At 43.4% G+C, this 22,606-nt stretch carries 23 protein-coding genes; 4 read left to right on the plus strand and 19 right to left on the minus strand.

Annotated features, from left to right (window positions below; translation table 11 throughout):
* Positions 1-10: 10 nt before the first annotated feature.
* The 10 genes from AAEY93_RS11740 to metA all read right to left on the minus strand — a co-directional run bounded on the left by AAEY93_RS11740 (position 11) and on the right by metA (position 10,605).
* Positions 11-946: a DMT family transporter gene (locus tag AAEY93_RS11740; RefSeq protein WP_206191816.1), complete on the minus strand. Its 936-nt coding sequence runs from the start codon at positions 944-946 to the stop codon at positions 11-13.
* Positions 947-954: 8 nt separating this feature from the next.
* Positions 955-1,161 carry a hypothetical protein gene (locus AAEY93_RS11745; RefSeq protein ID WP_101034701.1) on the minus strand — a complete coding sequence of 69 codons (207 nt, stop codon included), beginning with the start codon at positions 1,159-1,161 and terminating at the stop codon, positions 955-957.
* 135 nt (positions 1,162-1,296) lie between these two features.
* The gene (locus AAEY93_RS11750) at positions 1,297-2,055 is read right to left on the minus strand and encodes an SDR family oxidoreductase (protein WP_101032221.1); all 759 of its coding nucleotides are present in this window, start codon (positions 2,053-2,055) and stop codon (positions 1,297-1,299) included.
* 12 nt (positions 2,056-2,067) lie between these two features.
* Positions 2,068-2,967 (minus strand): 3-hydroxyisobutyrate dehydrogenase, encoded by a 900-nt coding sequence (gene mmsB, locus AAEY93_RS11755; RefSeq protein WP_101032222.1) that lies wholly within the window; start codon positions 2,965-2,967, stop codon positions 2,068-2,070.
* Positions 2,968-2,981: 14 nt separating this feature from the next.
* Positions 2,982-4,100: an enoyl-CoA hydratase/isomerase family protein gene (locus tag AAEY93_RS11760; protein ID WP_351077056.1), complete on the minus strand. Its 1,119-nt coding sequence runs from the start codon at positions 4,098-4,100 to the stop codon at positions 2,982-2,984.
* The gene (locus AAEY93_RS11765; RefSeq protein WP_351077059.1) at positions 4,100-4,882 is read right to left on the minus strand and encodes an enoyl-CoA hydratase; all 783 of its coding nucleotides are present in this window, start codon (positions 4,880-4,882) and stop codon (positions 4,100-4,102) included. Before AAEY93_RS11765 ends, AAEY93_RS11760 begins: the two co-directional genes overlap by 1 nt.
* A 74-nt stretch (positions 4,883-4,956) precedes the next feature.
* Positions 4,957-6,114 (minus strand): acyl-CoA dehydrogenase family protein, encoded by a 1,158-nt coding sequence (locus AAEY93_RS11770; RefSeq protein ID WP_124011844.1) that lies wholly within the window; start codon positions 6,112-6,114, stop codon positions 4,957-4,959.
* Positions 6,115-6,325: 211 nt separating this feature from the next.
* Complete coding sequence (locus AAEY93_RS11775; RefSeq protein WP_124011845.1) at positions 6,326-7,819, minus strand: CoA-acylating methylmalonate-semialdehyde dehydrogenase; 1,494 nt, start codon at positions 7,817-7,819, stop codon at positions 6,326-6,328.
* Between the two features lie 181 nt (positions 7,820-8,000).
* Positions 8,001-9,191: a thiolase family protein gene (locus tag AAEY93_RS11780; RefSeq protein ID WP_124011846.1), complete on the minus strand. Its 1,191-nt coding sequence runs from the start codon at positions 9,189-9,191 to the stop codon at positions 8,001-8,003.
* Between the two features lie 469 nt (positions 9,192-9,660).
* The gene (metA, locus tag AAEY93_RS11785) at positions 9,661-10,605 is read right to left on the minus strand and encodes a homoserine O-acetyltransferase MetA (protein WP_101032228.1); all 945 of its coding nucleotides are present in this window, start codon (positions 10,603-10,605) and stop codon (positions 9,661-9,663) included.
* A 445-nt stretch (positions 10,606-11,050) separates the two neighbouring features.
* Here metA and AAEY93_RS11790 point away from each other — a divergent pair, with 445 nt between their 5' ends.
* Positions 11,051-11,806, plus strand: coding sequence for an SDR family NAD(P)-dependent oxidoreductase (locus AAEY93_RS11790; RefSeq protein WP_101034702.1), 756 nt, complete (start codon positions 11,051-11,053; stop codon positions 11,804-11,806).
* A gap of 121 nt (positions 11,807-11,927) precedes the next feature.
* On the opposite strand, the gene ompW is transcribed toward AAEY93_RS11790, so the two are convergent.
* From ompW to phhA, 7 genes are all read right to left on the minus strand, one after another.
* Positions 11,928-12,575: an outer membrane protein OmpW gene (gene ompW, locus AAEY93_RS11795; RefSeq protein WP_335686465.1), complete on the minus strand. Its 648-nt coding sequence runs from the start codon at positions 12,573-12,575 to the stop codon at positions 11,928-11,930.
* 311 nt (positions 12,576-12,886) lie between these two features.
* Positions 12,887-13,546 (minus strand): nucleotidyltransferase family protein, encoded by a 660-nt coding sequence (locus AAEY93_RS11800; RefSeq protein WP_335686466.1) that lies wholly within the window; start codon positions 13,544-13,546, stop codon positions 12,887-12,889.
* Entirely contained in the window at positions 13,533-14,183 is a 651-nt protein-coding gene (gene maiA, locus AAEY93_RS11805) for a maleylacetoacetate isomerase (RefSeq protein WP_101032231.1), read from the minus strand. The genes AAEY93_RS11800 and maiA overlap by 14 nt, the downstream gene beginning before the upstream one ends.
* Before the next feature lie 90 nt (positions 14,184-14,273).
* On the minus strand, positions 14,274-15,260 hold the full coding sequence (locus AAEY93_RS11810) for a fumarylacetoacetate hydrolase family protein (protein ID WP_101032232.1): 987 nt from the start codon (positions 15,258-15,260) through the stop codon (positions 14,274-14,276).
* A 237-nt stretch (positions 15,261-15,497) separates the two neighbouring features.
* Positions 15,498-17,036: a transcriptional regulator TyrR gene (gene tyrR / locus AAEY93_RS11815; RefSeq protein WP_101032233.1), complete on the minus strand. Its 1,539-nt coding sequence runs from the start codon at positions 17,034-17,036 to the stop codon at positions 15,498-15,500.
* A 169-nt stretch (positions 17,037-17,205) separates the two neighbouring features.
* A complete protein-coding gene (locus AAEY93_RS11820; RefSeq protein WP_101032234.1) occupies positions 17,206-17,541 on the minus strand; it encodes a 4a-hydroxytetrahydrobiopterin dehydratase in 336 nt (111 codons plus the stop codon).
* 83 nt (positions 17,542-17,624) lie between these two features.
* Positions 17,625-18,422, minus strand: coding sequence for a phenylalanine 4-monooxygenase (phhA, locus tag AAEY93_RS11825; protein WP_351077070.1), 798 nt, complete (start codon positions 18,420-18,422; stop codon positions 17,625-17,627).
* Between the two features lie 311 nt (positions 18,423-18,733).
* Between phhA and galE the strand changes: the two genes are divergently transcribed.
* From galE to AAEY93_RS11840, 3 genes are all read left to right on the plus strand, one after another.
* A complete protein-coding gene (gene galE, locus AAEY93_RS11830) occupies positions 18,734-19,756 on the plus strand; it encodes a UDP-glucose 4-epimerase GalE (protein WP_351077073.1) in 1,023 nt (340 codons plus the stop codon).
* A 68-nt stretch (positions 19,757-19,824) separates the two neighbouring features.
* Positions 19,825-20,310 carry a ferredoxin-type protein NapF gene (napF, locus tag AAEY93_RS11835; protein ID WP_101032237.1) on the plus strand — a complete coding sequence of 162 codons (486 nt, stop codon included), beginning with the start codon at positions 19,825-19,827 and terminating at the stop codon, positions 20,308-20,310.
* 111 nt (positions 20,311-20,421) lie between these two features.
* The gene (locus AAEY93_RS11840; protein ID WP_101032238.1) at positions 20,422-20,769 is read left to right on the plus strand and encodes a bactofilin family protein; all 348 of its coding nucleotides are present in this window, start codon (positions 20,422-20,424) and stop codon (positions 20,767-20,769) included.
* A gap of 290 nt (positions 20,770-21,059) precedes the next feature.
* Here AAEY93_RS11840 and AAEY93_RS11845 read toward each other — a convergent pair whose 3' ends face one another.
* Both AAEY93_RS11845 and AAEY93_RS11850 read right to left on the minus strand, forming a co-directional pair.
* Positions 21,060-21,740 (minus strand): DUF2982 domain-containing protein, encoded by a 681-nt coding sequence (locus AAEY93_RS11845; RefSeq protein WP_101032239.1) that lies wholly within the window; start codon positions 21,738-21,740, stop codon positions 21,060-21,062.
* Between the two features lie 113 nt (positions 21,741-21,853).
* Positions 21,854-22,606 (minus strand): ElyC/SanA/YdcF family protein, encoded by a 753-nt coding sequence (locus AAEY93_RS11850; RefSeq protein ID WP_351077079.1) that lies wholly within the window; start codon positions 22,604-22,606, stop codon positions 21,854-21,856.

Here is a 22,606-nt window from a genome sequence, read left to right on the forward strand (position 1 = left end):
AGTTAATCTATTAAATTTTGATTTGTTTTGGCTTAGCTAAAATGACTAATGCTATGCCTAAAAAAATGATGCAGGCTGAGATACTAAGATGAATACTGATCGTTTCACCTAAAAACAACACGCCACCTAAGGCTGCAATGACGGGAACGGTCAGCTGTAATACCGCGGCATGGGTTGATGTTAACCCACGTAATGCTTGATACCATAATGCATACCCGACACCGGATGCCGCCCCGCCTGACAAGATGGCCAGTAGGATCCCTAATGGTGATAATATGAAGTGGCTCATTGGTTCGGTAACGGCAAACACGGACAGCAACCATACTGCGCCTATCATCACCATAACCAACGGCAAGGTCCGAATAAAATTATATCCAGTGTCGAATAGCGGTTGGCGAGACTGTTTACCCAATAAAGTGTAGCCCCCCCATGCACAGCCACTGATGGCCATTAACACTAAGCCGGTGAGTGAGGGAGCACTAACCCCAGGTAACACTAAATAGCCAAAGCCAGCAAAAGCCAATAATGCCCCAATGAACTCGAGTAACGTCAGTCGTTGACCTTGAATATGGCTGATGACCATCATGCTAATTTGCACTGCGGCAAACAAAATCAACGCACCAGTAGCGGTGTCGAGCAGTACATAAGCGTATGAAAACGCCACAGCATAGATAAACAGTAATCCCGCAGCAAACAAGCTACCTCGGCGAGTGGAGTTATTAGTGTCGGTTTTACTTGGTCGCAATAACATTAATAACCACAACACCAAGGCACCTGTGGTCAAACGAATGGCCGTAAAACTGCTTGGGTCAATTAATGGCGTTGTTTGCTGGGTCGATGATAACGCCATGCGGCACAATACTGAGTTAGCCGCAAATGCAACCAAGGCTATCATGGTATACAGGGGAATAGAAAACCGCGATAAAAACGCTGATAGAGCAGACATAAACGGGGCTACTTAGCGTTGTTTTTAAAGGTGAATTTATTGACAAACCATTGTATTACAGCCACTTGCTGCACATGTGTTAAACCAAAGTAGACGCAAATCCAAGGTGAGATAAGTAAAAACCACGGTAAAGCAGCCGTTGAACGATCGGAAAAGAATAAATACAAAAAACCGCCATAGATGATTATCACCCCTAGCACTCCAACAATTAACATGATTTTTTTGATCAGAAATTCTAATTTGGCCACGTAATAGCATCCCTAAAGAGTGAAAAAATAACGCCAAGCTAATACGAATAGTATTAGCTTGGCGTGACAGCATCATAACAAACTTAAAGCAGATATCATCGCTTATAAACGAATACCACCATCAATTTCGAACACTCGGCCATTCACATAATCATTTTCAATGATAAAACGCACCGTTGAAGCAATTTCTTCTGGCTGACCTAAACGGCCAACTGGAACCATTTTTTCAAGGCGTTCTAACGCTTCTGGTTTCATGGCGGCGGTCATTTCAGTAGCAATAACACCTGGGGCAACGGCGGCACTGCGAATGTTATAGCGCGCGAGTTCTTTGGCCCAGCCTACGGACATGGCTGCTACGCCCGCTTTAGACGCCGAATAATTAGACTGCCCCATATTACCGGATTTAGCTAAGCTAGAAATATTAATGATCACCCCAGCTTGGCCCGTTTCAATCATGGCTGCAGCCGCTTCGCGACCACACAAAAAAGTGCCGGTTAAGTTTACGTTGATCACCGATTGAAATTGCTGATACGACATGCGGTCGATCACTTTGCCTTCTTTGGCTTTGACCATTAACCCGTCACGTAAAATACCGGCGTTGTTAATTAACACATTCACTTGACCAAAATCTTCAACAATATATTTAAAGCCAGCGACGACATCTTCTTCATCAGTAATGTCTAAGGCGTAGCCTTGTACTTCAGTTGTTGAACCTAAATCAGCACAGGCTTCTTCAAGCTTGGTTTGATCAACATCGATAAGCGCCAATTTAGCCCCTCGAGCAGCTAAATCGTGCGCCATTGCCAGACCTAGTCCACCTGCTCCGCCAGTAATGACGACAACCTTATCTTTTAATTCCATCAACTGAATCCTTTATTTTTTCTTTGAAAATTGTTCAAAAATACTCGAAAAATCGCGACGACCATGGCCTTGACGAGCATGATTAACATATAAGCTACGAGCCAGAGAACTCATTGGTGTGCTTGAATTAGAGGCGACTGCCGCTTCTTGCGACAAGCCTAAATCTTTGACCATCAAGTCAACCATAAAGCCACCTTGATAATCGTTAGACGACGGTACGTTTTCCATCACATCAGGGCATGGATTATACTTTTCTAAGGTCCAGTTACCGCCACTGCTGACTTTCATGATATCAGATAGCACTTTAGGATCTAAGCCATTATCCAAACCTAATTGTAATGACTCACTGGTACCGACCATTAACACAGACAACAGCATGTTATTACAAATTTTGGCAATTTGACCTGCCCCTACCGCGCCAGCATGGAAAATATTGCCGCCCATAACCGTCAACACCGTTTGCGCTTGTTGATAAGCTTGGTCAGTCCCGCCACAGATAAAGGTTAAGGTGCCTGCTGCAGCGCCTGCCGTGCCGCCAGAGACTGGTGCATCCATAAACTCAATCCCTTTCTCGGCGGCTTTAGCACCCACTAAACGGGCACTATCGGCATCGATGGTAGAGCAATCAATTAATAATGCCTGTTTTGACACCACCTCTAGTAGGCCTTTATTGTTGTCATCACCTAAATACAAACTGCGCACATGCTTACCTGCAGGTAGCATGGTAATCACAAAATCGGCCGATGCCGCTGCACCACACGCCGTTTTGGCGCTTAATGCACCTTGTGCAGTTAAGGCTTCTACTGCCGCCGGATTTAAGTCAAACACCTTAACGGTTAAGCCGGCTTTAACTAAGTTGGCCGCCATTGGGCCGCCCATGTTACCTAAACCAATAAATGCTACTGTTGCCATATTGCTCATCCTTTTTAATTAAAGCTTGCTAATGGGTGTTTATCTGCAGCCCAAGGCGATGCAACTAACTGGGCAATCTTGTTTGCGTCCACAGCCTCTACATCAGTAAACAACCATTGTGGGCTTCGGTCTTTATCTATCAATAATGCTCGAATGCCTTCGCAAAAATCACCCATGGAGCAACAATTAACGCTCACGCCTAACTCCCATTTAAAGCATTCTGCCAAGCTAAGATCGGTACCCAATGCTGCCTGAGCAAAAATTAAATGCCAACTAATCGGGCTGCCAGCTAATGCGGTTTTTTGTGCTCGTTTAAGCCAATCAAGTTCAGTATTTAGGGTTGATAATTGGTGATGTACATCAAGAATGTCACCGGCCATTAATAAATCGATTTGGCTTTGAAATTGTTGCAAAGCACTGGTTGGCAGCGATGCTAAATGCGGCTGAGTCATGCCAGTGAGCAAGTCACTCAATAAGTGATGATTCTGCTCACTATCTTGACTCCAAGCCAGTTCAGCCATGGCATCGAAAAATGGCTCTTTTTCATCGCTATTAAGATAATGATTACCCAAGCCAACATACAGCGCATCTGCTGCCCCCATGTTGTAAGCCGTTAAGCCCAAAAACAGCCCAGTTTTACCCGGCATACGATTTAAAAAGTAGCTAGCGCCTACATCAGGGTATAGCCCAATGGTGACTTCTGGCATCGCAATACGGCTGCGTTCAGTGACAACTCGATGACTTCCACCCGTCATTAATCCTAACCCGCCGCCCATCACAATACCGTCGCCCCACACCAATACGGGTTTACCGAATTGATGCAGTAAATAATCAAGCTGATATTCTTGGGTAAAAAAATCACCGGCTTCTGCGGTCAAGTTATTCGGGTTTGCCACTGCAGCATGATAAATCGCTCGCACATCCCCCCCCGCGCAGAAGGCTTTGTCGCCTGCACCATCCATTACCACACAAGCAATACTATCGTCCTGCTGCCACTGAGTTAGCTGCGCTTGCATGGCTTGCAACATGTCGAGATTCAATGCATTAAGCGCTTTTTCGATATTGAGCGTGACCACACCAATTGATTGGCCTGATAGCGTCCCTAATGTTTGAAATATTACATCTTGAGTCATTAGCCGTTCTTCCATTTTGGGGTGCGTTTTTGAAAAAAGGCATTCACACCTTCAGTTTGATCTTCAGTATCAAATAAACCAATAAACCGCTCACGCTCAAGCGGCAGCGCTTGTGTACGCGCCATTGTGCGCCCAGCTTGAATAAGAGGTTTACATACGTTAACACTGCAAGGTGACTGTCTAGCTACTTTAGCTGCCAGAGCAACAGCGGCATTCAATGCTTGACCTTTTTCGACCATTTCTTCAACTAAACCGATTTTCTCTGCTTTAGTGGCATCAATAAGTTCACCACACAAAATCATCCGCTTAGCCCAACCTTCGCCAACTAATGCGGTTAAGTTTTGGGTTCCACCGGCGCAAGGCGATAATCCTACTGATGCTTCAGGCAATGCCATTTTCGCTTGCGCTTCAGCGATACGTAAGTCGCAAGCTAACGCCACTTCTAATCCACCGCTAATGGCAAAACCATTAATGGCAGCAATCGACACACCGCGAAACGCACTTAAGGCTTCAAACGCTTCACCAAAATGTTCCGCCATGGAAGCTGCATTGACTTTATCGCCGTCGGCAAACAAATTTAAATCTGCACCTGCTGAAAAAAATTTATCCCCTTGACCTGTGATCACCAAAGCATAAATAGTTTTGTTTTGGTTTAGCTTAAGCACTGTGTGTTTCAGCGCTTGTAAACTGTCAGCGGTCCAAGTATTGGCTGGCGGATTATTCAGGGTCAAAATAGCCGTGTGGCCTATAATATGTTCAAGAATATCGGGTTGTGTAGTCATAACCTTATGTCCTTATGCTAGAAAATCAGTTGTGGATCATTCAGTTGTAGAATAGTCAGTAGTGAACCTGTTTGTTACAGGATAGGATGAGCATCGCTGGCTAACAAACGACGGGCAATAATTAAGCGCATTATCTCATTGGTGCCCTCTAAAATTTGGTGCACGCGTACATCGCGGAAATGACGTTCTAATGGATATTCGCGGATGTAACCGTAACCACCATGAATTTGCAACGCACTGTCACATACTTGAAAACCGACATCGGTGGCAAAGCGTTTTGCCATGGCACAATAGGCGCTGGCTTCAGGGTCTTGGGTATCTAATTTAAATGCCGCTAAACGCACCATTTGACGCGCAGCAACCAGTTCAGTCGCCATATCTGCAAGTTTAAACTGCAATGCTTGAAAAGCCGCTAATGGCTTACCAAACTGTTTACGCTCATTCATGTATTGGGTGGCGTGGGTTAATGCCGCTTGAGCGGTACCAATTGAACAGGTGGCAATGTTAATCCGTCCGCCGTCTAAGCCTTTCATCGCAAACGTAAAGCCTTGGCCTTCTTCACCGAGTAAATTGGCCGCTGGCACACGTACGTTTTCAAAACTTATCATTTTTGTTGGCTGAGCGTTCCAGCCCATTTTATCTTCTGCTTTACCATAGGTTACTCCAGCGGCATCAGCTGGTACCGCAATGGCTGAAATGCCTTTAGGGCCTGGCTCACCAGTGCGGCACATCACCACCAAAAGCTCGGTTTCTCCGGCGCCTGAAATAAACATTTTCGATCCTGTGATCAGGTAATCATCACCGTCACGCACGGCTTTAGTTTGCAGTGATGCAGCATCACTGCCAGCGCCAGACTCAGTTAAACAGTATGAAGCCAATAATTGTCCGGTAGTTAAGCCTTCAGACCACTGTTGACGTAGGGTTTCAGTGCCCCAAGTAGTGACCATCCAAGTGGCCATATTATGAATGGTTAACATCGCCGTAGTGGTGGTACAGCCATGGGCTAATTCTTCAAAAATAATCGAGGCGTCTAAGCGAGATAAGCCCATGCCACCTTCAGATTCAGGCGAATACAATGAACAAAACCCTAGCTCGCCGGCTTTTTGAATCACGTCTTTAGGAAAATGATGCTCTTCGTCCCACTTGGCGGCGAATGGCGCGAGTTGTTCTGCGGCAAATTGACGGGCTAAATCAGCAAACTGACGCTGATCTTCATTTAAATTAAAATCCATGCTGGACTCCTGTTATTGTCTTGGATGACTCTTGGGTCATTTGATCTTTTGCCCGCCTGCAGCTTAAGCTGCTTAACCATTATAGTGTCTGGTCTTGCTACACCATCATAAAATGGCGCGAGTCAACATTGTCTTGTTGTGTTGGCAGATAAATGTTGCCGCGATAAATCAATAAACTATCGCGACAAATGGATACTAACCCCAGTGGAGCTTATTTGAGATCAATGCTCATGTTAGGGCCGCTAACGGCTTCTGCATCAAACCAGCGCGAGGTAATGGTTTTAGTTTCGGTGCAAAAACGCACAGCTTGTTTGCCATAAGCGTGTTGATCACCATAGAAACTGCCTTTCCAACCGGTAAATGAAAAGAAGGGTAATGGCACTGGAATTGGCACGTTAATGCCCACTTGGCCAACTTCAATTTCGTGTTGATATTTACGGGCCGCGCCGCCCGAGGCGGTAAAGATTGAGGTACCATTGCCATAAGGGCTATTGTTCACCAGCTCGATAGCATCGTCTAAATTTTCGGCTTCCATACAACACAGGACGGGGCCAAATATTTCTTCTTTGTAAATGCTCATGTCGGTGGTGACATTGGTAAACATGGTTGGGCCAACCCAGTTACCTGACTCATACCCTGCAACCGTAAAGTCACTACCATCGAGTAAACATTCAGCGCCTTCGGCTTTACCTTGGGCAATTAATTTCAGCACCCGTACTTTAGCTGCTGGGCTAATGACAGGGCCATAGGCTGCGTCTTTGTCATCCCATAAACCCGGACGGACCTTGGCTAACGCTTGTTTTAATTCTGGGATCCACTCTTTGGCTTTACCGACAAAAATCGCTACTGAAATCGCCATACAACGCTGACCAGCTGCGCCAACAGAGGCGCCAACCATGTTATTGATCACTTGCTGCTTGTTCGCATCAGGCATGATCACGCAGTGGTTTTTAGCCCCCGCGAAGGCTTGCACGCGTTTTAGGTTGTCAGTACCGGTTTTATAAATATATTGGCCAACCCCCACTGAGCCCACAAACGAAATCGCTTTAATGACTGGGTCTCTTAGCAAAATGTCGACTGCTGTCTTGTCGCCATGGATAAGTTGTAATACGCCTTTTGGCGCACCAGCTTCAACAAACAATTCCACTAAACGTTGTGGCGTCATAGGATCTTGTTCAGATGGTTTTAAAATAAAGGTATTACCACAAGCAATCGATAACGGGAACATCCATAACGGGATCATTGCGGGAAAGTTAAACGGGGTAATACCGGCGCATACACCCAAGGGTTGAGTGTAGCTATAGGTATCGATATTACGGGCGACGTTTTCAACGGTTTCGCCCATCATTAATGTTGCAACACCACAAGCATGTTCGGCCACTTCAATACCGCGCCATACATCACCTTTAGCATCTTCAAAGGTTTTACCTGTCTCTTGAGCCAAAATCGTCGCCAATTCGTCGTGATGTTCTTTAAGTAAATGTTGGTAACGCAACATGACCCGCGCACGTTCAGACACGGGGACTTCTTTCCAGGTTTTAAACGCTTCTTTGGCACTGTGAATGGCCTGCTCTACTTCGGCAGTAGTAGCGCAGTTAATTTTTGCGATAACCGTATTGTTGGCTGGGTTGGTGACGTCAATATTGCGATCGCCGCAACCATGAGTGAATTCGCCATCAATATAATGCTTAACTTGTGTGATCATGTTGCTTTCCTCGATCCTTGAATATCTTGTGAGTGAATAACATCACTCGTATTGAGTTACTGCACAGGTAATGCGGATTATTATGGTTGTCAGTATCACATTTAATGTGGCTGCGTTTGCTTCTACCTGTGCGGTAGTGTTGTTGAACTAATGCCTTGTTGAGCTTAGCTAATGTTGATTTTTACACTTCTATAGCCATGGCGGTGGCTTCACCGCCACCAATGCATAACGATGCCACACCACGTTTTAAGCCACGAGCTTTTAAGGCATAAATCAGTGTGACTAATAAACGCGCACCAGAACAACCAATAGGATGGCCTAACGCACAGGCACCGCCATTAACGTTGACTTTGTTGGCATCTAAGCCTAGTTCTGAAATCGCTAACATGCTCACCATGGCAAAAGCTTCGTTGATTTCATATAAATCGACATCGCCTTTATTCCACTGCACTTTTTCGAACAATTTTTGCATCGCGCCTACAGGTGCGGTGGTAAACATTGATGGTTCTTGTGAATGAGTGGTGTGGCCTTTGATGGTGGCTAATACGTTTAAGCCAAGTTGTTGTGCTTTGTCTCGGGTCATCAACATTAATGCTGCTGCGCCATCTGATATTGAACTTGAATTGGCTGCGGTGATGGTGCCGTCTTTGGTAAAAGCGGCACGCAGTGTTGGGATTTTTTCTGGCCGCGCGTTACCGGGCTGCTCGTCAGTATCAACGGTGACATCGCCGCGGCGAGTGCTGATATGAACGGGTACCACTTCGTCTTTAAATGCGCCTGACTGAATCGCACGATTGGCTTTTTCTAGTGAAGCCAAGGCAAACGCGTCCATTTGTTGGCGAGTTAAGCCAAAGTCGTCGGCCGTTTTTTGCGCAAACGTGCCCATAGCGCCGCCAGTGTAAGCATCTTCAAGACCGTCTAAAAACATGTGGTCGATGACTTTACCGTGGCCCATACGCATCCCACTGCGCGCTTTGTCGAGTAAGTATGGTGCCTGGCTCATGTTTTCCATGCCTCCCGCAATAACCACATTATTGCTACCCGCTTTAATTAAATCGTGGGCTAACATGACCGCTTTCATGCCTGAACCACAGACTTTATTGACCGTAGTTGCGCCTACGCTAAAAGGTAAACCAGCCCCCAGAGTGGCTTGGCGAGCGGGCGCCTGTCCAAGACCTGCTGGTAATACACAACCCATTAATACTTCGTCGACGCTATTGTCACTCACACCCGTTTGGGCTAATAAGCCTTTAATCGCGGTAGCAGCTAATACCGGAGATGCCACTTCAGATAACGCCCCTTGAAACCCACCCATTGGTGTACGCTTCGCAGCAACAATAACGATATCTTGACCTGTTTGCTCTGTACTCATAACCACTCCAATTTACTGCGCGTAAAAATTAACATCAATAATATGAATATCACTCTGACGTTGACGCGAACGTAAAGCAAGTAAAAAATGGTCTAAACTGTGATGTTAATCTCACTGAGTTGTCATTGAAGATTTACACTTGATAAAAACAGATCGGAATTGATAACTAATTAACTGTTTGTAATAGCGTTATTAGCTATAGGTGTTACTGAGGATAACTGAATTAAACTTTAGTCTATGAGGTATATCTATAAGGTAAGTCTACCGGAAGAAATGGAGCTCGGTAGGCTTTTAGTCATCGAACTTCAGCCAAAATCGACATTCACTCGAGTCACAATTATCTGAATGTCAGAGAAACAAAAGGCTACTACACGTTATCGCGTAATAGCCCCAATGTAAGTAACCCCATCTTCAAACCCGAGTTAAGGTTAAGTAAATTGGTTAGTTAGTTGATCAATATATCACTAGGTTATTTTTTATTTTCCCATGGCGTTTTGGCATTCATGTCTGATAAATCATAAGGCGTTAACTGATAAACGTAATAGTTAAGCCAATTACTGACTAATAAACTGCCATGGCTATGCCAACGGACAATAGGATCTTGATTGGGATCATCTTGACGGTAATAATTTTTGGGAATATCAGGGTTAAGTCCCTGGCCCACATCGCGGACATATTCTTCGTTTAACGTGTCTTTTTGATACTCAGGATGGCCCATAACAAACACATTATGGTTATCGCGACTGAGCACAATATAGGCCCCAGCTTCATCAGATTCTGCCAACACTTCTAAATCAGGATGTTGGCGAACTTGTTCGATGTCCATTTCAGCAAATCGTGAATGCGGCGCAAAAAATTCATCATCAAAACCACGTAATAATGGATGCGGGTCGCTGGTTCGGCGATGATTAAATACCCCTGTACGTTTGTTCGCTAATAACCGACGGTGCAAATCATATAGATGATAAAAACCAGCATGAGCAGCCCAACACAGAAATAATACTGATGTCACATGTTGTTGAGACCAATCAATAATCTCGCGAATATGGTCCCAATATTCAACATCTTTAAAATCAATTTGCCCTAGCGGCGCGCCCGTAATAATCAAGCCATCGTAATTGTTATGTCTGATGTCTTCAAAATCACGATAAAAAGTATTCATGTGGTCCACTGAAGTGTGCTTCGATTCTTTATCATGAATGCGTAATAAATCAACCCCAACCTGCAATGGTGTGTTACCCAGTAAACGTAATAGTTGGGTTTCTGTTTCGATTTTATTAGGCATTAAATTCAAGATTAATACCCGCATTGGACGAATGTCCTGATTGGCTGCACGGGTTTCTGACATCACAAAGATATTTTCTGACTCTAAAATACTTGCCGCTGGCAGGTTATCTGGAATTCGAACCGGCATACTTGTTACCTTTTGTGTGGATTAAACAAATTATCTTGCGTTTGTAACCATAAGCATCTTACTTAACAATGAGCTTGTCGTAACGATCATATCGTCGCTTAACCGACTTACATAGAATGTGCAGACATAATTAACGTATTTAACCCTGCATTTATTACCGATTGAGATCACAAAACCGATATAAATTTTTGCCTAAAAAACCGCCCAAACATCTGCATTATCATCGTCACATTATGTTAAAAAAATAATGATCTACCTGTCTATAAGGCTTGTAGCATGCTCGACTACCCTATCATGGCCGTGAGTACCAAGCGCTCACGGTTAACAGCTTTTATCATACACAAGGATGTCTAGAAGTCTACACGTCTTAGTCGAAAAATTTTCCTGCTTGTTATCAATAACTGATATTCCTATTATAAGGCACCATATTACGATGATGTTTACTATGTTGACAACGACGTCTACCGCGACAGCAATGATTATTGGTGCCAGTTCGCAATTAAGCCAAGCGCTTGCACGGCAGCTATCTGAACAAAACGTATCCCTAGTACTTTTTGTACCAGAAGCTGATCAGCTAACTGAATTTTGCCAAACCTTACCTGGGGAAGTGACTGTATACCCTTTAAGTATTGGCCAACCTGAACGGTTAATTGAGCAGCTCACCACGGCATGGGAGCAACACAATGGCGCTCATCTAGTGATAGTGAATACGGGTGTGAATCACTACGATGCCACGCTACCTTGGCCGATTGAACAACATATTATTGATGTGAATGTCAGAGGATTTGCCGCCATCAGTAACTGTATTTTTAAATTAATGTGCCAACAAGGTTATGGTCAACTCGCCGCTATTAACTCTATTGCCGGCCAGCGCGGTGGACCAAATGTGGCTTACCATGCATCTAAAGCGTTTGCGGTTAATTATCTACAAGGTTTGTGCATGCATGCGCAACGATTGAAATTGCCCATTACCATCAGCGATATTCAATTAGGGTTATTTGACAAGGCTATGTTACTCAACACTGCATTTTTATTGTCGCCGATAGACAAGGTTGCCAAACAAATATTAACCGCCCTTAAAAAAGGTAAACGGCGAGTATATGTCACTAAACGTTGGCGTGTTGTTGCGTGGATGAATCGATTATTACCTGAATATATTTATAATACCCGTCATTGGAAACCGCGTAAAAAAACCAAGTAAGTCATACCAATAGAAACAGGAACATATTAGTTCCTGTTTTTTTATACTCTTTTTTTAGCTTCACTTAACTTGCTTTAGCTTCACTTATCTTGCTTACTTTTGCTTATTTTTTTACTGTCGCTTAATAAGTATAACCCACACTTATCATATAAACCCATGGATCAATATCGGTCTCCACTACCACATGATCCGCGCCTAAATCAAAGCTCACGTCGGTTGAGATTTGTGCATACCACACGGACGCATTAACTAACCATCTTTTGTCAATTTGATAATCAAGTCCAACTTGACCTGCCAAGCCCCAAGAGTTAGATAAACTTAAATTATTTAAACCAAGATCTTTCGCTTCTTGAGTAAATTCATTGTCATAGAAATTAGTAAAGTTAACCCCTAAACCAATATAAGGACGCAAGGCTGATTGTGGATCACCAAAGTAATATTGTGCTACCAGTGTCGGAGGCAATTGCTTCGAGTCAGCTATTTTACCTAATTCACCCAGTGACACATCGTGGCTAAAAGGCGATGCGGCCAATAATTCAATACCAACATTATCAGTTAACATATAACCAAAATTTAGCCCTAACTGCACATCACTATCAACACCAAATTCAGCAATATCGGCCACGACAGGGCTCGACTCATTAGGGGCTACCATCGCCACACCAGCCCGAACAATAATGTCACCGGCTTGATGGGCTGCGGCGCCAAATGATAAACCAGCAGTTAATAAAGAAACGGCAACTAAACTTAGGGTAATTTTCTTATTCATTTTTTAACACTCCTTGGTAATGACAACCGGATGCAAATCAATTGCATCCTCAACATTCGCAGTCAACCTACCTAAGTCATTGATGAATAACATTGATCTAGATCAGTAAAAACATAATACCTCTAAAGTAGTAGTGCTTTGTTTAAATACACTTGATTTGGATCACAAGTTTCACAAGGTGGATCTGCATCTAAATCTCATATTAAGGAAAAGTGCGAGGCAAGAAAGGGGGTTGTTGAGTAATAAATAGCCGTGGCTGAAGATAACTTAATCGTTAAGCTCAGATCGTGATATTAAATGGTATCTAACAGCTATTTCCCCTCGTTGAGCTTCGTTAACTTAGGGTATTGGGTTAGCCAGTTTTTTTGAACTATTCTGGATTCAAAAACACTAATATCACGCTTGGGATTGGCACATAACGTGAGTGCAAAAAGACCTTCTAATCCAAAAACAGCATCCACGCTTATCTCATGCTCATTGATTGAAATAGAAGACGAGCTTAGGGTTAACGCTGTGGTGTTATCGACATTAACATTGACTAACTTAACACCCACAGCAGTTTGTTTTTCAGGCCAATAAGACATAGCGTCAAGGCACGAGGAATAAGCAGGATCGCCATGTTTGGCATGCATTCTGGCTTGATTTTTAACTGACCAGGGTAAATCTGCTCGCTGCCTAAGTTCGTCTTCAATGGCGCGGTCTCGCTCCACTGACACATTGATATCACACCAATATATAACATCAATATCATTTAACGGCTGCGGCTTAAACTTGTGTAATTTATCCCATACCAAATTACGCACAAAGCCTGCAGCGATATACCAATCTGTAATATAAAGTGGTTGTAACACCGCACGGCAAATGTGCAAGGCATGCAGACGCTGAGCATCATCTAGCAACCATGTCGATAACTGCCCAGCTAAGTCATCTGGCTTCAATGGATGTAACGTTCGCTGACTAGCTGGCATCATGCTGTTGCTCTGGTGCTGCATCAGCAAAGGCCGCTAATTGTTGGCACTCATCCCAAATGCTGACAATATTTGGATATGCTGCAAGGTCAAGATTAAAGCGCTTGGCATTATATACTTGTGGGATCAGACAAATATCGGCCAGTGAAGGCGTATCACCAAAACAGAAACGTCCGCAGTGGTGGCTTAGTTGCACTTCTAACGCAGTAAAACCAAGGTGGATCCAATGATGATACCAGCGCATTTTATCGGCTTCTGACACGCCCATTTCATTGACTAAATATTGTAATACTCGCAAGTTATCTAAAGGGTGAATTTCACATGCAATCGCTTGGGCCATACTGCGCACAATGGCACGATCTTCAATATTGGTTGGAAGCAAGCGATGTTGCGGATACTTGTCTTCAAGAAACTCGATAATGGCCAGTGATTGTGACAATGTCAGTTCACCTTGCTCACCGTTATCAACCAATACCGGCACTAAATGCTGCGGATTGAGTTGATGATATATTGCAGAGTTTTGTTCACCGCCATTATTCACTAAATGCACCGAAATATGCTCTGCCGTTAACTGTTTTAAATTTAACGCAATCCGCACCCGATAAGCCGCACTTGAACGCCAATAGCCGTAGAGTTTCATGTCAATATCCCTGTTGTTTTATTATTAAAAAAGGCAATAACGATTTATCGCTATTGCCTTTTTATGTCGATTTACATCACTGCAATAATCTTAGGCTTTGTACTCAACCACTTTTTGATCAATAGAGCCAAAAATACTCACACCGTTATCATCAAACATTTCAATACAAACGCTGTCGCCAAAGTGCATAAAGGGTGTTGATGCTTTACCATCGGCAATAATCTCAAGCATACGCTTTTCCGCCAAACAGCTTGAACCCGCACTGCGATCATAATTTGAAATGGTGCCAGAACCAATAATAGCCCCGCTACCTAATGGACGCGTTTTAGCCACGTGTTCCACTAACTGACTAAAGTTAAAGGTCATATCAACACCGGCATTGGGTCGGCCAAACAATTCACCATTTAAGTGGGTGACTAATGGTAAATGTACTTTACTGTCTTGCCATTTATCAGCTAATTCATCAGGGGTAATAGCAATCGGCGAAAATGCACTTGATGGCTTAGATTGGAAAAAACCAAACCCTTTACCTAACTCGCCGGGGATCAAGTTGCGCAGCGATACGTCGTTGACTAACATCAATAATTTGATGTGTTTAGTGGCATTTTCGCTGCTAACACCCATGGCAACATCATCGGTGATGATGGCGATTTCTGATTCAAAATCAATTCCATACTCTTCACTTGTCACTTCGATATTGGCTTTAGGGGCAATGAAACAGTCTGAACCGCCTTGATAGACTAAAGGATCCGTCCAAAATGATGCTGGCATTTCAGCGCCACGTGCTTTACGCACCAGTTCAACGTGATTCACATAGGCACTACCATCGGCCCACTGGTATGCACGAGGTAACGGAGATAAACAACGTGCTTCATCAAAATCGGCTGCATTGTCCATTTGGCCATCGTTAAGCGCTTCATAGAGTTCATTTAATTGTGGATACAATAAATCCCAAGCATCAAGTAATTGCTGCATTGTATGGGCAATAGCAGGTACAGCGACCGCTTTGGTTAAATCTCTACTGACTAACATCAATTGGCCGTCGCGACGTCCGTTGTGATAACTTGCAAGTTTCATTATGGCTCCTAAATACTGGATGAACGTGGCGGATAATCCACACTACACGCTCAATTTGATCATACAAATAACCCATCACAGCAAAAAAGCCTATAGCGTATGCTAAATCACATTTTGCTGGCATTAATGGATATTTGTAAATTATTGGTTACTTTAATATAAAATAATCGAAAACACTGATTTACAGCGTTAAGTTGACTAAAATGCCATCAAAATAGTTGGCATTAAATCGTTACATTACTTTTTTTTACTAATACTGTAGTCGCGTAATTTATTGGCAATGGCGGTATGCGATACCCCCAGTTTTTTTGCTAATTGACGTGTACTTGGGTACGCAGGGTATAACCGACGCAATAAACCTGCTTCGTATTCTTTCATGGCTTGGTCTAGGGTGCCTTCAAATTCCTCATCGAAGTAACCAAAACCTTCAGCATAGGATGGTAATTTAAGCTGCTCGACCGTCAATTCAGTTGAACCGTCCCACATCGACACCGCTCTAAAAATCGCATTTTTCAACTGACGCACATTACCCGGCCACGCGTAGGTAAACAGGTAATCACGACAGCTTGCCGAAATACGCCTTAAGGGACTCGATAACTGCTGACTATAATGTTCTAGAAACATTTCAGTTAACGGGATCACGTCCACACGGCGCTCACGCAGTGATGGCATGTGATAACTGAGTACATGAATACGATAATATAAATCTTCTCGAAATTCGCCGGTTTGGCAAAGTTCAGCTAAATGTTTTTGGGTTGAACAGATAATCCGCACATCAGCGCGCACTTCTTCATCACCGCCAATCCTCCTAAAGGTTCCGTCTTGCAATAAACGCAGTAATTTGACTTGCGCCGCTTTGGACATCTCAGCAATTTCATCAAGAAACACAGTCCCGCCTTTGGCTTCTTCAAATAGACCGCGTTTAACGACAGTGCCATTACTGACAAAGCCAAATAATTCTTCTTCTGCAACGCTATCAGGCAGCGCGGCACAATTAATGGCAATAAAGGGATGTTCGCGGCGCATGCTGGCATCATGACTAGCACGAGCCATTAGCTCTTTACCCGTGCCGGTTTCACCGGTGATCAGCAAGGGGGCATCTAGTTGCGCCATCCGTTTAGCTTGCTTGAGTATCTCTTTCATTTTGTCACTAACGGCTAATACGTTATCAAACCCAGTAGTCTGGTTTTGCAGTGCATTAAACTGTTTACCCACTCGGGCTGGCGATTTCAGCGAGATAACCGCACCGGCTAAAATCGTTTTATCATTATCATCAGGCAAGAAAATTGGCAGCATTTCGGCTAGATATTCACTGCCATTAATTTGCACTCGAGTCGCCTGAGCCAATACCGGCGTTTCGCTCATCCAACGGGCAACGTTAAACCCTTGTACCCAATGATTAAGTGACTCACCCACTACCTCATGTTCACCCATACCGAGCGTCAATAACGCTGACTCATTGGCAATGCGGATCCGACCTTTAGCATCGGTTGAAAAGACTGAATCAGGTAAGGTTTTAAGTAAGGTTTTTAGAGCGTAATGCTCTTGCTCTGATGGCATAAATGACACAGTACGAACATCATTTACACTTTCAACCTTGCGGATTTGCGGCATTAACTCGCGTAGTGTTTCAAAACTAATCTCAGCAAATTGCAGAAATAAGAAACCCCGATTACTGGCATCAATAGCCATTAAGTTAATGCCGTGATTTTCAAGCACGACGAGGATGTCTTTCGCTAAACCCACGCGATCAATACAGCTGACTTCCAAACGCATAATGTAACGATTCCCTATTTATTAAAGGTTTGTTTCGGAAATTTGGCATAACGTTAGAGGGATATGGCTTCGGTGGCAAGTGAAGTTTACAGCAGAATTGTAACAGAGCAATTATTTCAGCATATTACGTTAACGTAATATACTGAAATCGATGGTGATCGTCATTAATCTACAGCAACTGGTCGCTCTTGGCTGCCATAATAAAATCATTCTTATGGAGCCCTTTAATAGAATGTGACCACCAGGTCACCGTGACTTTACCCCATTCAGTTAAGATCCCAGGGTGGTGAAATTCAGCCTCCGCTAAATCGGCCAATTTATTGGTAAAGGCCATGGCCAATTTAAAGTTTTTGAATTTATATACCCGCTCCAACTGCATAATACCGTCACGAACTTCCACGCCCCAATCGGGGATCATACCGATAAGCTCAGCTAATTCAGCCTCGGTCACTTTAGGTGCATCCGCTTGGCATGCTTCACATTTCATCTCAGTTAATGCGTTCATTTACACTCCTTGGCTTAATTAAATGGTTATCTTGCTTGCAGGCTGACGAGTCAAATGATGCTTACCTCAGCTGCAGTTAATCATTAGCTTGCTTTCACTTTAGGGGCAAACTTAGGCTCAAACATGCCTAATTGTCGCGCTTTGGTTACCATTGCCATAATATCCATACGCGCAACTTCATCAAGGTAGTCAATATTTTCAATCACGTAATAAATAGGCTGCATAATATCTATACGATAGGGTGTGCGTAATACATCCAGTAGATCAAAAGGTTTACGTTCTGGTGCATCACTTAGCGCATACAGGGTTTCTCCTGGTGAACTTAAAATACCGCCACCATAGATGGCTAATGGCTCATTTTTCGCTTGAACCAAACCAAACTCAATAGTGAACCAATATAATCGTGCTAAAAAGACCCTTTCTTCTTTTGACGCAGCAAGCCCTAATTGACCATACATATGTGAGAAATGAGCAAATGATGGGTTGGTTAATAATGGGCAATGACCAAATATCTCATGAAAAACATCGGGTTCTTGTAAATAATCAAACTCTTCTTTGCTACGAATAAACGTTGCTACCGGAAATTCTTTATTGGCCAATAATTCAAAGAAACGTCCAAATGGAATTAATGCGGGCACGGCTGCCGTTTTCCAGCCCGTGGCGTCTATTAACACTTTATCGATTTCAGGTAACTGTGGAATACGATCAATAGACATGCCTAATGCATCTAACCCTTGTAGGTAAGCATGACAGGCTTTGCCCGGCATATTGGCCACTTGGCGTTGATACAATTGTTGCCATAATTGATTCTCATGTTCTGAATAATCTATGTAACCCTGGGCATCAGGTTGATGTGCAATATAGTTTGTTGCTGTACTCATAAGCTCCACTTTACGTCAACTTCAGTTATGACATAGTGTGCCATGGTTAACGTTTTGTTAACTCCCTCACCGTTTTTTGTCGCTGGGATATGTTGCTTGAAATGTAAACAAATGGGTACAGGCACGATTAAAGGGTGTTTTATATGATGATTGCTTAATTATCCAACACTGATAGGGACAAGCTGTCATACGGTTTATAAGCCGACCCGTAATGATTTCAACATGACGGCTATAATTTAAATGGCTATTGAACTGTGATAATTTACAATAACCATTGAACTTGACTCATTAATTCACAGGACGATTTATCTATGGCAATTTTAGTAACCGGTGGCGCTGGCTATATTGGTACTCACACAGTAGTAGAGCTATTAAATGCCGGACAGGAAGTAATTATTGTTGATAATTTATCAAATTCAAGTGTTGAAGCCTTAGCCCGTGTTCATACTATTACGGGTAAAGATGTCACGTTTTATCAAGGTGATATTTTAAACAAAGCCTTACTGCAAAAAGTTTTTGCTGACCACAGTATTGAGTCTGTCATTCATTTTGCGGGATTAAAAGCCGTCGGTGAGTCAGTAGAAAAACCGTTGAAGTATTACGAAAATAACGTTACTGGCACCATCATCTTATGCCAAGTGATGGCAGAAAATAACGTTAAGAACTTAGTCTTTAGCTCATCGGCCACGGTTTACGGCGACCCTGCTAGCCTGCCCATAAAAGAAGACTTCCCAACAGGCGCAACCAACCCTTACGGCCAATCTAAACTAATGGTTGAATATATTTTAGCTGACTTACACAACTCGGATAACAGTTGGAATATCGCCCGTTTACGTTACTTCAATCCTGTTGGCGCTCACGAAAGTGGCCTGATTGGTGAAGATCCTAACGATATCCCTAACAACTTAATGCCCTTTATTGCTCAGGTTGCTGTTGGTAAACGTGAAAAATTAAGCGTCTTTGGCGATGACTACAATACTCCAGATGGCACCGGCGTGCGTGATTATATCCATGTTGTTGATTTAGCTATGGGTCACTTACAAGCATTGAAAAAGCTGCAAACCAAACCTGGATTAGTGACTTATAATCTCGGTACAGGCATAGGCTACAGTGTATTAGACATGGTCAAGGCGTTTGAGAAAGCCTGTGGTAAAACCATTGCTTATCAAATCAGTCCTCGCCGTCCAGGTGATATTGCAGCCTGCTATGCAGACCCTAGTTTTGCCGCTACAGAGCTTAACTGGCGAGCAAGCCACTCAGTAGAGGACATGGCCAATAGCAGTTGGAAGTGGCAATCAACTAATCCTGAAGGTTATAAATTGCCAAGCACTTAACAATTTTTTGCTGCAGTTAATGCTAATATTGGCTGCAGCAAGTCCGTTTCGGTCTAATTGGGATAATAATGAGTCAAAGCATCGATCAAAGTCGTCGGAATCTATTTAGTCGCAGAAAAACCAATGTTATCCGTCCGCCTTGGATAAAAACAGACCAACTGTTTACCGACAATTGTACCCGCTGCGATAAATGCATTACCGCATGCGAAACAAGTATTATCAAACAAGGCGATGGTGGCTTTCCTGAAATAGATTTTAGCCTTGGTGAATGCACGTTTTGCCAGAAATGTGTTGATGCATGTCCAGAGCCAGTGTTTGAACGCGCTCAATCCTTACCTTGGTCAATTACCGCCAGCATAAAAGAGAATTGCTTAACCTATGAAGGCGTCTGGTGCCAGAGCTGTAAGGATGCCTGCGATCCGCGCGCAATTAGCTTTATCATGGCGGTAGGACAAGTGCCTAAACCCGTTATAGATACTGACGCCTGTAACGGTTGCGGTGCTTGCGTGTCCCCTTGCCCTGCGGATGCGATAATTATCGGCCACCCAAGCTAATTTTTCTCCCAAAGCGTAGAAAGATATTAAGTATTCGGTCAGCGATTTTGGTTTTGTTCATTAGCCTTTAGCGCTATATTACCCTCTCAACGTAGACATAAGAGCACTAAGATGTTTGGTCAAAAAAAACCTGCTAACTCACTAAGCTTTATCGCCCAAGAATGCCATTTAACCGGTAAACTCATTTTCAGTGGGGATGTACTCATTGCGGGCCATGTCAGTGGCGATATCAAAGCACAAGGCAATGTGACCATTGAACCGAGCGGCACCGTCGATGGTGATGTCTTATGTCGCGAGTTGATGATTGCTGGGCAATTAACTGGCAAGGCACGCTGTAAAAAAATAACGCTTCATGATCAAGGTATTTTTGAAGGTGATGCATATTGTGAAAACATTGAAATTTTAGATGTTGGTCAGTTTTTAGGTTATCGTCACCGCGATCCTCTCACAACCGCCTAATGAGTGGCTTCGGCAGGCATTTTACCTGCAGCTTTAACTTGCACAATAATAGGGCCAACGGTTATCAATATTATGTCAGCTAACTTGCGATGGTTTATCCAAAGAGGCCATCGATAATGTGGTGAATTACCGATAGTTAAGCTGCCTGCCCGTTAATGAGCTGGCACAATATTAACCATCCACGATAAACTTCGTTTGATGAAGTGAACTTAGTCAGTTGCCCTTGTAACCCAATAACATATTTTTGATAAAAATCTTTCCAGTTCATCACTTTACGCCCAAACCAATGCCTATTCATCATCACTGGTTTGAGCTTGTTGTTGCCATTGACGCAACAACGCCACAAATTCTTTAGGGTCTCGGTCTAAACTATCAATCGATAAATACACATGGTAACCCAACTGTTCATTCAACGTTTGACAACGATGGCCAAACATAGCCAGTACCCCACGATAACGTTCACCGTTAACCACTAACGGAGTGAACTCAGCACCTAAATAGCCTTCTAAACTTTGTAAGTCTTCATCCTGGGTGGCCGCTGTCATTAATAGTGGCCGCTGCTCGGTCAGTAATCCGGTGGCCAAGCGCAGTGAAATACAATCTAAAACGGGATTAATGTGTTTAAGCTTGACGCCAATATAAGGCAGTTCAATTAACTCCATGTTTTGATTTACTCTCACATTATCAAGCCGTTGAATATTGTGCCATTCAATAAACACTTGTCCGCGGCGATGAAAAAATGCTACGCCTGCTGTGGTTAGCTTAAAACTGACGGCTGGCTGGTACACTTTGGAGACACCTAAAACCAGCGCAACTGAACCCAAGGCAAAGCACAGCATACCGGGCACAAAAAAGCCTTTAAACCCGATAAAAATAATTAAGCTAGTTACTAAACTCACCGCCCCAACAACGGTGAGTGTAATACCATTACGTTTAATAAAAGGGCTGATTAATAACTCGTCAGTGACCACGATTTCTCCTTTAAACTAATTGTGATAGAAGTCTATTTTATGACTAATAGGTTTTATGACTAATAGGTTTTATGGCTAATAGGTTTGTGCCTAATAGTTTTTAATTATGTGAATTAGCTTATCTCTTTGATCTGCAACCACAACATGCCGACATATTCATGGATAGCTTTTTGAGATGCTAATAACTGATCTGCACCTAAGCGCCACCAATAACTTTGCCTAGCAATAAAGTCACTGGGCGCAGGCTGTGGTTGCATATCCAGTGAGGTAAATATTTGCATAGATCTAGGCATATGCGTAGCCGACGTCACTAACCTAAACGGTCTATAGCCAACAATATTCTTAAGTGCATAAGCTTCTTCAATGGTATCTTTAGGTTGATTAAATACGACTATATTGGCTGTTGGGATCCCTAATTCTTCTGCGGCTTGTGCCATAATCGTCGCATGGGCTGTGGGCTGGTTTCCACCACTCCAACCACTGACAACTAAGGTACAATGTTGACCGAGACCAAACTGACGAATGCCTTCGGTTAATCGAGCCAGTGCCGTCGACGATAGTTGCTGTACTGCGGTATGGCCATATTGCTCACGATTACCCGATCCCAATACCATCACAACACAAGTGCCAGTAATCGGTTGATGATTAACTTGATACTGTGATTCTAATGAATCCGCTAAAAAATAACTCACTTGAGATTGGCTTGTTAATGCTAGCACCAATATAGAGGTGATCAAGGCGACTCGGCCAAATCGCAGTAGCGTGGCCCGTTGGGTTCGCCACAAGATGGCAGCAATAACAAGTAACATTATGCTAAAGGGGATCGGCATCACTAATTGCGATAAGATTTTTTTAAGCCAAAACAT

It is taken from the genome of Shewanella sp. CAL98-MNA-CIBAN-0140 (assembly GCF_040309905.1).
Lineage (GTDB): Bacteria > Pseudomonadota > Gammaproteobacteria > Enterobacterales > Shewanellaceae > Shewanella > Shewanella psychromarinicola.